Source organism: Bacillus fonticola, assembly GCF_012955605.1.
In the GTDB taxonomy this organism is placed as follows: domain Bacteria; phylum Bacillota; class Bacilli; order Bacillales; family JC228; genus Bacillus_CG; species Bacillus_CG fonticola.
Window position 1 is genome coordinate 1,460,132 of record NZ_CP052135.1, and the last position, 11,620, is coordinate 1,471,751.

The following is an 11,620-nucleotide window of genomic DNA, read 5'->3' on the forward strand; positions in this document are numbered from 1 at the left end:
TTATTTTAGAGGTTGGCTTTTTTCACCAATGGGTGTATGATGGAGGTGCAATTTTGTCAATTATTGTTTTCTGTGTTCAAATTTTATAGACTACAAGAGAATTGTGGATCGGTATCATTTCTGAAAATCTTATGAAACACGTGCGAATTTCTTTGTAGTTCATGCTTTGCAGTGGTAAAATAAACGTGTAAGCGTTTCACTCGTATCATGCTTTCATGCTAGGGTTCTTAAAGAGTTTTTTTGTAACTCTGACATTAGTTATGAGCGTGGTGTGAAGTGTTCGAATAGTTAAAGCATCCGAAGATTGTGCGAAGACTCCGTTTTTTTTTAAGCGGAATCAACGAGCACATCCTGTGGGTGTGTAAAACAATAAAGAAACAGTAAAATTTCCATTTGGAGGGTTTACAAAACCATGAGCAAGAAAGCAGGAGGCCTACCCGGCCCATGGGATCGCTTTCATGGACCGAACTTAGGCTACATTATTGAGGCGTACGACGCGTACGTGGAAGATCCAGAGTCGGTGGACGCTGAACTACAGGATCTGTTTCAACAATGGGGAGCTCCGACGATGCAACAAGCAAGTGATACACCGGCAACAGCTGGGAGTGTATCTACGAGCGATTTGCAAAAAACAATCGCCGCCTCCAAATTAGCGGAAGCTATCCGTACATATGGACATCTTGCAGCGGACGTGTATCCGTTACAAAACGAAACAAAAGATACAGAGCGCATTGATTACCAAGCGTATGATCTTACAGAAGATGATTTGCGCAACCTACCAGCTGCAGTTGTAGGAGACGTTCATGCCAACCATTTTCAAAACGGGCTCGATGCAATCCAACACTTAACAAAAATGTATACAAAATCGCTTGCTTTTGAATTCGCTCACGTACACGATTCAAAGGAAAGAGCTTGGCTTCGGGAAATGGTAGAGTCTGAAGCGTACAAACCAGAAATGACAAACGAGCGCAAACAGCAACTCGTGAAACGTCTGATCGAGGTAGAAGGCTTTGAGCACTTTGTACACCGTACGTTTGTCGGACAAAAGCGTTTCTCTGTGGAAGGAGTCGACACACTCATCCCCCTTCTCGACGAAATGATCGCAGACACCGTAAAGGCTGGTGCGAAAACGATTAACATCGGAATGGCTCACCGTGGCCGTTTAAATGTATTGGCTCATGTACTCGAGAAGCCATATGAGCTTGTTTTCTCTGAGTTCCAACATGCGCCGAACAAAGAACTTGTTCCATCAGAAGGTTCCATTGGCATTAACTACGGTTGGACAGGGGACGTAAAATATCACCTCGGTCTCAATAGACAAATTAAAGAAGAGAACACAGTGCGCGCACGGGTTACGCTAGCGAACAATCCGAGTCACTTAGAATTCGTTGACCCTGTTGTAGAAGGCTTTACAAGAGCGGCACAAGAAAAGCGTACAAAAGCTGGTTTCCCTGAACAAAACGAAGACAGCGCACTCGCTGTACTCATTCACGGGGACGCTGCATTTCCTGGCCAAGGGATCGTAGCGGAAACGTTGAATATGAGTCAATTACGTGGCTATCAAACGGGTGGCACGATACACATTATCGCAAACAACATGATTGGGTTTACTACAGAGAGCGCAGATTCAAGATCGACTAAGTATGCAAGTGATTTAGCAAAGGGGTACGAAATTCCGATTGTGCACGTCAATGCAGACGATCCAGAAGCTGTTGTAGACGCAGCTCACTTCGCATCCTTATACAGACAGACGTTTAAAAAGGATTTCTTGATTGACTTAATCGGTTATCGCCGTTACGGACATAACGAAATGGACGAACCTTTTGTGACGAATCCGTTGATGTACAAACTCATTCACGGACGCGAAACCATCAAAAGTTTGTATGCGAAAGATCTTCAAGAGGCACAGGTGATTTCGCAAGATGATCTTCAAAAGTGGGAAGACGATCATTTGTCTAAACTGAAAGCAGCTTACGACAAAGTTCCTCCTCAAGAAGACGACGCTGACACAGAGATGAGACCGCCTGAAACGGTTGAAAAAGGGTTCCCAACCTTGCAAACTGCCATTAGTTTGGATGCACTGGGACAAATCAACAAAGAATTGATCGAGTGGCCAGAGGGTTTCCAAGTATTCAAAAAGCTTGATAAAATTTTAAAACGTCGTAAAGCTGCCTTCGAAAACGATCAAATTGATTGGGCGCACGCTGAAAGTCTTGCATTTGGTTCTATTTTACAGGACGGCACGCCGATTCGACTATCAGGTCAAGATTCTGAACGTGGAACATTTGCACATCGTCACGTTATTTTACATGATACTGAGACGGGTGAAGTGTTCTCACCATTTCACCAACTGAGTGGTGCAAAGGCGAGCTTTGCAGTGCACAATTCTCCTTTATCAGAGGGGTCTATTCTTGGATTTGAATATGGATATAACGTATTCTCTCCAGAAACGCTTGTCCTTTGGGAGGCACAGTATGGGGATTTTGCGAACGCTGCTCAAGTCATCTTTGACCAATTCATTTCTGCAGGTCGTGCCAAATGGGGACAAAAGAGTGGACTTGTCGTGCTACTTCCTCATGGATACGAAGGGCAAGGACCGGAACACTCGAGTGCACGCTTAGAACGCTTCTTAACGCTTGCAGCAGAGAATAACTGGACAGTCGCCTATTTGTCAAGCTCTGCACAGTATTTCCATTTACTCCGTCGTCAAGCTGCATCATTAGGAAAAGAGGAAATTCGTCCATTGATCATTATGGCTCCAAAAAGCTTGCTACGTCATCCAGTCGTTGCAAGTAGTAAAGAGTCGTTTACTGATGACGTATTCCGACCGATCGTTCAGCAGCCAAACACGGGCGAAAAGGTAACAAAAGTAGAGCGTCTTGTGTTGGCAACGGGTAAGATGGCGATCGATTTAAACGATGCATTAAAAGATAAAGAGGCTGATGATACGTTGAGCGTGGTACGGGTCGAAGAACTATACCCGTTCCCGAAAGAACCGCTTCAAGAGCTCATCAAACGCTACCGGAACTTGAAAGAGATTGTCTGGGTACAAGAGGAACCAAAAAATATGGGAGCTTGGACGTACATCCAGCCATATTTAGAAGTCCTTGCTTCTTCCAACTGTGAGGTCAAGTACGTTGGTAGACGCCGTCGTTCCTCAACCGCTGAGGGAGACCCAATTGTGCACAAAAAAGAACAGGCGCGCATTATCTCGGAAGCGTTACAACAATAGGGCAAAGACTAGAAAGGGGACTTTCAAAGTGGCAGAAGTAAAAGTGCCAGAACTAGCAGAATCGATTACAGAGGGAACGGTGGCCCAATGGTTAAAGCAACCAGGGGACACCGTAGAAAAAGGCGAATATATCGTCGAACTCGAAACAGATAAAGTCAACGTAGAAATTATTTCTGAAGAAGCTGGCGTCCTGAAAGAACAGTTAAAAGAAGAAGGCGACGTCGTGCAAGTAGGCGAAGCGATCGCGATTGTAGAAGCAGGGGAAGGCGGAGCATCAAGTCAACCTGCTGAAGCGAAAGAAAGTGCTCCAGAAAAAGCAGAAGAAAAGAAAGAAGAAGCACCCGCTCAAGAAACAGCGAAAGAACAGCCTGCGCAGGAAGAAACGAAACCGAGCGAGCGCACAGTCGCTTCACCTGCAGCACGTAAGCTTGCTCGTGAAAAAGGAATCGACCTTACCCAAGTACCAACTGTCGATCCACTTGGACGCGTTCGCAAACAGGACGTAGACGCTTACGAGCAAAAACCGGCTAGTGCACCAGCAAAAGGACCGGCTTCCAAACCGGCAACAGCTGAAAAGCCAGTCGATCCGGCAAAACCTGTTGAGCGCCAAAAAATGTCTCGTCGCCGCCAAACGATTGCAAAACGTCTCGTTGATGTTCAGCAAACGGCTGCGATGTTGACGACGTTCAACGAAATTGATATGACTGCTGTAATGGACTTGCGTAAGCGTAGAAAAGACGCTTTCTTTGAAGAAAACGACGTACGCCTCGGTTTCATGTCTTTCTTTACAAAAGCAGTCGTGATTGCTCTTCGTCAATTCCCGCTGCTCAACGCAGAGATCGATGGCGATGAGATCGTGAAGAAAATGTTTTACGATATCGGTGTGGCCGTTTCCACTGACGATGGATTAATCGTTCCGGTCGTACGAGATGCTGACCGTAAATCATTTGCACAGCTTGAAGGTGACATTGTTGACATGGCTAAAAAAGCGCGTGACAATAAACTCGGCCTACAAGACTTACAAGGAGGTACGTTCACCATCACAAACGGTGGAGTGTTCGGATCCTTACTATCTACACCAATCCTAAACGGCCCACAAGTCGGAATTCTTGGGATGCACACAATTCAATGGCGTCCAGTTGCCATTGATCAAGAGAAAATGGAAAACCGCCCGATGATGTACGTGGCTCTTTCTTACGACCACCGTATCGTCGATGGAAAAGAAGCGGTCAGCTTCCTTGTGAAAGTGAAGCAGCTCCTTGAAGACCCGGAAAAATTATTACTTGGATAATACAGAACTCCTCTTTGATAAATCTTCTTTCAAAGGGGAGTTTTTTTGCGTGGATTAACGCTCATATCCCGGGATTAACGCTCATATCCCGGGATTAACGCTCTTATCCCGGGATTAACGCTCATATCCCGGGATTAACGCTCATATCCCAGGATTAACGCTCATATCCCGGGATTAACGCTCATATCCCGGGATTAACGCTCATATCCCAGGATTAACGCTCATATCCCGGGGTTAACGCTCATATCTCCGGATTAACGCTCTTATCCCGGGATTAACGCTCATATCCCCGGATTAACGCTCATATCTCGGGATTAACGCTCATATCCCGGGATTAACGCTCATATCCCAGGATTAACGCTCTTATCCAGTGCACTTATTTAGAGAAGCAAGTTATGTAGGTCGGCTTGAATTTTTCCCACAGGCAACTTTTTGCCCTGACTGCATATTCTGTGGTAAGGGTCAAAGAAAAGGAGTGACAAACATGTCAGGAAGAATTGCAAAACGGCAAAGAAGGATTCACCAGGCGTTACAAAAGTTTGGGGTAGTGAGGAAAGAAGACTTGGAGAAAGAAGTGAAACAGTGAAATTCTATAAGAAAGCGCTTTCTAAACAATCAGACGAAAAGAGGGCGTTCTGATTTAACTCACGCTCTCTTCTTTCATACACGCATAAAAGGCGTCTGGAATGGACAACGACTTTGTATAATTTTGATAAAACTTTCCGTTTACATAGGGCTTTTTCAAATAAGTTTTTCGAACAGAAACGTAAAAAGCACCGTCTTGTTTGGTTTTTGTAATAAAAATCCGTTCAGGGTGGTGCAGAAGTGCCTCAGTCATTTTTTGAACTTGAGGAACGGTAGACTGTTGAAGAGCGGTTAGTAAATCAGCATCGGTTTCAATCTCATACGTTTCGACTTTTTGACGAATTGACTTGTCTTGGCGAACTGCTTCGGCTAGCAAATGATCAATTGCTAAGATAAGTGGATGACAATACATGGAGTGATCATAAGCAATTCTCTCTAACACTTCAATTGCAACCTCTTCTGTTGTGTGGACTTCCCCATCTATAAAGCGAACACGATGAATACAGTCACTTGGGGTGAGTTTTCCGAAACCAGCCATTTGTGTGTCGCGAATGAAGCTATCTAAGTGATCGATTGAAATGCCTTTTTTGCTATGAGAGAGGGCACTGTCTTCATCCAATAATCTGATTACGTCTTCAGCGTCAAGTCCAGCCTCTTGCAAAACTCCCCTCACCTCTTTACTCCGAATTCTACGCTTTGTTTCCTCATGATGATCAAGTCCAAGTGGCTTCTCTAGCGTATGTGAAAACGGGTAGTGACCAAGATCGTGTAAAATTGCCGCAGCCCGTAACAAAGGATCGTTTGGAAAAAAGTGTGCAGTTAACACCCAAACACCCGTCGTATGTTCGTACCGGGTATGTGTTACTGGCGAAACGAAAGAGCTAGCGCCGTAATGCGCCAAGTGCTTCAGACGTTTTACCGCGGTGGTTTTAAATAATGTCTGTTCCCAAGCATGAAAACGAATGTTTAAACGATAAAACGGATCATGGTATACACCTTTGTCAGCAAAAATAGAAAACATAAAAAGTACCTCCTTATAAGTTAAATTCTCCATATCATATCGGAAGTTGCGCTTATTGACAACAGGAAAGTTTTTTAGCAGTCAAGAAAATAGGGCAGACATTGTCACAGGGTCGTTTGTTCGCTATACTACGGATACAAAGAATACGTGAAAGGGATGACAGACTTTGCGCCACGAAACTTGGGAAGAAACAGCACCGATTCGCCAAATCACTTGCCGTCATACGGATGCGAAAAAATACAAAGTAACCGGCTGCTTAACGCCTGGAAAAACGTACGATTTGCAAAATGAAACGGAAGAATTTTATTTTGTCAAAGACGATACAGGCGTAGTTGGAGGGTTTTATAAAACCTATTTCGAATAGATTGTTTTGTAGGAAGCACAGACCTAGGGGTTTGTGTTTTTTACTACAGAGATAAAAGGGAGAGGACGTAAATGTATTTGTTTGTTTACGGTGAAACAGGTGCTGCAAAGCCTATGTGTATTGCTGAACAAGCGTGGATCAAAGGATGGAGTGCCTGGGAAACGGAGCAGGGGGTGACTCTTGTTCAAAAAGAAGAAGGGAGCACTGTATACGGAAGGCTCTATCATGTCTTAGGGAAGCAAACTTCTTCACATACTCCTGTCACCGTATTCACTGATAATGGTGAGATACAAGCATTTGTAGCCGAAGGAGAACATTCTAATATTCAGTCAATTAAATGGGTAGCATACGGAAATGTCCGCCTTCAAGAGTGGCTAAACAAAACGGAAAAACCACGCTACTATTTTGCCTACGGATCATGTATGGATCTAGAACGAATCGAGCAGGCCGGGAAGCTCGCCCATTTTTCTCTTGGCAAAGAAGCCGTCACCTTGCCACACTACCGCCATGCGTACACGTTTGCCGTAGAAGACGGTGGTCGAGCAGATTGTGTGGAGGACCATGATTCGGTTGTGGAAGGAATACTGTATGAAACGACCGTGGAGGGTATAGAATATTTGTTTCATAGAGAAGGCGTACATAAAGGACACTACCGTCCAGCGATCGTTGACACGCTCGACCAAAGCGGTGAGAAAAGAGTGTGCCTTACCTTTCTTGTGCTCGACAAGCAACAGGAGACACCACCTCCCGTGCACTACGCGACAGAGATCGTGCGCGGTGCAACACCGTTATTACCACAAGCCTATATAGAATCACTCAAAGCTCGATACAAAGCGTGGGGCTTGACTGTATAATAACTTTATAAAACGAGTTTTACACAAAGAGGGGCGAGCATTTTTGATTACAACAAAACATGTAACGAATTCAACCGAACTAGCTCAAGTATTTGAAATCAGAACAGCGGTGTTCATCGAAGAACAAGGCACTCCAGCAGAAGATGAATTTGATGAGTACGAGCAGACCGCAGAGCATATTCTTGTGTACGATGACAACGAACCCGTTGCTAGTGGAAGGTTGCGCGTTGTCGACGGAGTCGGTAAGCTAGAAAGAATTTGTGTAGTAGCCTCCCACCGTAAACATGGGTTTGGCAAGGTCGTTGTCGAAACACTAGAGAACATGACGAAGGAAAAAGGACTCTCCAAAGCAAAATTACACGGGCAAACGCAGGCAGAGGATTTTTATAAAAGACTAGGTTATGTAACAGCGTCTGACGTATTTATGGAGGACAACATTCCTCACGTGTTAATGATTAAGAACATGTAATGCATCGACTGACCGCGGATGTGTGAGGTACTGAGCTCAGCCTCACTTGTTATTTATTATACCATAAATATCCAAAAAATCCGTTTTGCTCCCTCTGAAAGATGTTCTTTGGCTATAGAGGCCTTTTCAACTTTTTTCATGTTTTTGACCCACGGGCGGGTGCTGTATATCTCCGAAGATCTGTCGTGATTTTTACTTTATATACTTTTTGGCAGATGCCTTCATCGGCCAGAGGACAATCTGTACACATGACTTGGGGAGAGGTACTCTATTTATTGTGCCTGAAAACCCTTGTGTCGCAGGGGCTCTGATTTATGAAATTCATTCAACTATGTGAATAATTTGTTTGAGTTGTCAGTGGTGGTCTTATGTATACCAACTTTTTTATCGCCATAATGCAAGCGTTTGCATCTTCGGAGACTGTCGGAAGCACGAAGGTCATCATACACTATCAAGAGGCCACAATCACCACGAAGGATTGGAATTTATGGGTGTGGCCTAAAGGGAAAGATGGGCAAAAATATGAGCTCACTGGCGAGGATGAGTTTGGTCGAATTGCGGTTAATATGCAGACGGATGTGGGGCCATAGTAAGGTAACTCTGCTAAGAACGAGCCATCCTTGGCGTAACGCAGCGCCACTCGCATCCTGCGAGCGGAAAGTAGGTGATGGAACTATGTATACTTCACCACCCGATGGAGAGTATCGTGACGTTCCTTCTTTTGAAGAGGTACACGTGACTTTTCACTACTATCGATATGATGAGAACTACGAAAACTGGAATCTGTGGATTTGGAACCCTGGAAAAGACGGGCAACGATTTGGTTTTTTGGGAGAAGATGAATTTGGAAAAACAGCTACTGTCAAACTTGCAGACGGTGATGGGATAGAAGGGCTCGGCTTTATACTCCGTAAGAGCGAACAAAACAACGATTGGGCAGGTCAAGAATTAAACGATCGCTTCGTTACAAGCTTTGATGAAGAGGGAAAAGCCCACGTATGGCTAGTTCAAGGCCAGCAACGTGTGTACGAAGATCCTAATTTAATTGATACAACGCCTCGTATTTTAGAAGCTGAATGGGATGAAATGAACCAAGTGCTGTTAACAGCGAACTTCCCGATTGCCAAAGATGACATGGCGCAGGACGGGTTAAGTATTCAAGAAGATAACACGCTTTCCCCGCAAGTCAAAGCAGTGGAAGGGAAGCCCAATCAGCTTAAGCTTAACCTAGATAAGCCAATTAATTTTCAAAAAGAATACGCACTCGTAAGCGATAAATTTGGTACCACACCGATTACAGTCGGTGCAGTTGTTCGCTCCGAAAGCTTTGATGAACACTATTTCTATGAAGGAGACGATCTCGGAAATACGTACACAAAAGGCGAGACAAAGTTCCGCGTGTGGGCTCCGACTGCGCGCGTTGCCCAGCTCGTATTATATGATAGTTGGCAAGATACAAAGGGTGAGATTGTACCGATGGAAGAGGACGAACGTGGAACCTGGACAGCGAGTTTGCAAGGCGACCAAGACGGGCAAATATACAACTATCGTGTACAGATCGGAAATGACTGGAACGAAGCGGTAGACCCTTACGTTCGTGCAGTCACTGTAAACGGCGATCGCGGTGTGGTCGTGAACTTAGACAAGACGGATCCTAAGAAGTGGAATGAGAAAAAGCCGAAGTTCACAAGCCAAATAGACGCGATTATTTACGAATTGCATGTCCGGGATCTGTCCATCCAAAAGGAAAGCGGTATTACAAACAAAGGCAAGTTCCTTGGTGTTACAGAAACAGGCACTCGTGGTCCTGATGGCATGACAACCGGTCTTGATTTTATAAAAGATCTGGGTGTATCACACGTTCAATTTTTACCGATTTACGATTATCGTACAGTGGACGAAACAAGAATTGACGACCCACAGTATAATTGGGGATACGACCCGAAAAATTACAACGTTCCAGAAGGATCCTATTCAACGGATCCGTACAATCCAACAACGAGAATTACCGAGCTAAAGGACATGATCCAGACGCTGCACGACAACGATTTGCGTGTTGTGATGGACGTTGTTTACAACCACGTATTCTCTGCCGAAGAATCTTCTTTCCAAAAAATCGTCCCAGGCTACTACTTCCGCTACAACGAACATGGAGAACTGGCGAATGGCACGGGTGTAGGTAACGATGTGGCTTCGGAGCGAAATATGATGCAAAAGTTCATTATTGATTCTGTCACCTATTGGGTAGAAGAATACAATATGGATGGCTTCCGCTTTGACTTAATGGGGATTCTTGACACGGAAACGATGAACAAAGTACGCGAAGCTGTAGACAAAATTGACCCGTCTATCGTCATCATCGGAGAAGGCTGGGATCTCGGCACGCCGTTAGATGCGAAACTAAAAGCGAATCAAAAGAACGCAGAAGATATGCCGAGCATCGGTCAATTCAATGATGCATTGCGAGATGGAATAAAGGGTAGCGTCTGGGATGACAAAGAACCTGGATTTGTGAACGGAAAACAAGGCACGGAAGACTTCATCCGACAATCAATAGCTGGTGGGCTTACGTTTGATGAGCAGATGGCCACGTATCGCTCGCCGGAACAAGTCGTCCAGTATGTCGAGGCGCACGATAATTTAACGCTTTGGGATAAACTCAAAAAAACAAACCCTGACGCAACAGAGGAAGAACTAAAACGAATGCACAAGCTGGCGACGAGTATTGTACTCACGAGTCAAGGTGTCAGCTTCCTCCACGCAGGTCAAGAGTTTATGCGTACAAAAGACGGTGACCCTAATAGCTACCAATCGCCAGATGGTATCAATCAACTCGACTGGCAAAGAAGAGCGGAATTTTCTGAAGAAGTTAATTATGTGAAGGGGCTTATCGAGTTGCGAAATACGTACAAATCGTTCCGTATGCCTACTAAAGATAAGATCGAGGAGAATTTGCAATTTTTAGATACCCCTGCCGGAACAGTAGGATATACTCTCGATGCAAAAGCAAACAAAGACCAAGCGAAGACGTTAGTCGTTTTGCATAATGCAAATAAAGAAGACATGGAAGTTCAACTCAGTGACAAAGGCACGTGGCAAGTTCTCATTAACAGTAAGGCAGCCGGTACGAAACCGCTTAGAGTTTTGCATGAAACTACAGTAAGCGTTCCAGCACAAAGTACACTCGTACTAAGGAAACCATAGAAGAAAAAAGTATTTCTGTTTATTTGTAAAAAATATGAATATAAACCATAAATTCCACACATAGTAACAGTCGTAAGCGTCGTGCTTATAGAAAATTTTGTATGGAGGTTTTTTTTCATTATGCAAAACGCACAACAAGCTCTCGAGCAAGCAAAGCAAGCTCTCACGCAAGCTCAGCAAAATCCACAAGGAACACAAAACCAGCTACAGCAAGCAGCTCAGCAGCTACAACAAGCGGCTGCACAAGAGCAAGGTGCTAATCAGCAACAACTTCAAAACGCGTATAACGCAGTTCAGCAAGCGGCTAACTCTGCAAATCAACAACAAAACCAAGCTACTCAATCAACGACACAATCTACTCAAGGTAATGCTACGACAGGCGCTGGAGCAGGCGTAAACAACGCAGTTCAACAAGCGCTTCGTGCATGCGAGCAAGCTGAAAACCAATTTCGTTAAGAAGAAATAAGGAGATCAATACCGAGGCACTTAGTGAACTTTGCTAGGTGTCTTTTTTATGTTGTGAGAAAGAGAGAAATTCGCAAGTATTAGTTCGTACATCTACATTTTTTCATTCAATCCTATAAGAGCTAAGGAAATAAT

9 protein-coding genes are annotated in these 11,620 nt (G+C 44.4%); 8 read left to right on the forward strand and 1 reads right to left on the reverse strand.

Annotation, left to right across the window (positions count from 1 at the left end):
* Positions 1-412: 412 nt before the first annotated feature.
* A complete protein-coding gene (locus HHK01_RS07205) occupies positions 413-3,232 on the forward strand; it encodes a 2-oxoglutarate dehydrogenase E1 component (protein WP_170007158.1) in 2,820 nt (939 codons plus the stop codon).
* Between the two features lie 28 nt (positions 3,233-3,260).
* The gene (gene odhB / locus HHK01_RS07210) at positions 3,261-4,523 is read left to right on the forward strand and encodes a 2-oxoglutarate dehydrogenase complex dihydrolipoyllysine-residue succinyltransferase (RefSeq protein ID WP_170007159.1); all 1,263 of its coding nucleotides are present in this window, start codon (positions 3,261-3,263) and stop codon (positions 4,521-4,523) included.
* A 640-nt stretch (positions 4,524-5,163) separates the two neighbouring features.
* Here odhB and HHK01_RS07215 read toward each other — a convergent pair.
* Positions 5,164-6,129, reverse strand: coding sequence for an HD domain-containing protein (locus HHK01_RS07215; protein WP_170007160.1), 966 nt, complete (start codon positions 6,127-6,129; stop codon positions 5,164-5,166).
* A 166-nt stretch (positions 6,130-6,295) separates the two neighbouring features.
* Here HHK01_RS07215 and HHK01_RS07220 point away from each other — a divergent pair, with 166 nt between their 5' ends.
* From HHK01_RS07220 to HHK01_RS07240, 6 genes are all read left to right on the forward strand, one after another.
* Entirely contained in the window at positions 6,296-6,493 is a 198-nt protein-coding gene (locus HHK01_RS07220) for a DUF6501 family protein (protein ID WP_170007161.1), read from the forward strand.
* Between the two features lie 71 nt (positions 6,494-6,564).
* Complete coding sequence (locus tag HHK01_RS07225; protein WP_170007162.1) at positions 6,565-7,347, forward strand: gamma-glutamylcyclotransferase; 783 nt, start codon at positions 6,565-6,567, stop codon at positions 7,345-7,347.
* Positions 7,348-7,393: 46 nt separating this feature from the next.
* On the forward strand, positions 7,394-7,816 hold the full coding sequence (locus HHK01_RS07230; protein WP_170008702.1) for a GNAT family N-acetyltransferase: 423 nt from the start codon (positions 7,394-7,396) through the stop codon (positions 7,814-7,816).
* 395 nt (positions 7,817-8,211) lie between these two features.
* A complete protein-coding gene (locus HHK01_RS15540; protein WP_228027697.1) occupies positions 8,212-8,406 on the forward strand; it encodes a pullulanase-associated domain-containing protein in 195 nt (64 codons plus the stop codon).
* An 85-nt stretch (positions 8,407-8,491) separates the two neighbouring features.
* The gene (gene pulA, locus HHK01_RS07235; RefSeq protein ID WP_228027698.1) at positions 8,492-11,020 is read left to right on the forward strand and encodes a type I pullulanase; all 2,529 of its coding nucleotides are present in this window, start codon (positions 8,492-8,494) and stop codon (positions 11,018-11,020) included.
* A 120-nt stretch (positions 11,021-11,140) separates the two neighbouring features.
* Positions 11,141-11,476: a hypothetical protein gene (locus HHK01_RS07240; RefSeq protein ID WP_170007163.1), complete on the forward strand. Its 336-nt coding sequence runs from the start codon at positions 11,141-11,143 to the stop codon at positions 11,474-11,476.
* Positions 11,477-11,620: the final 144 nt, after the last annotated feature.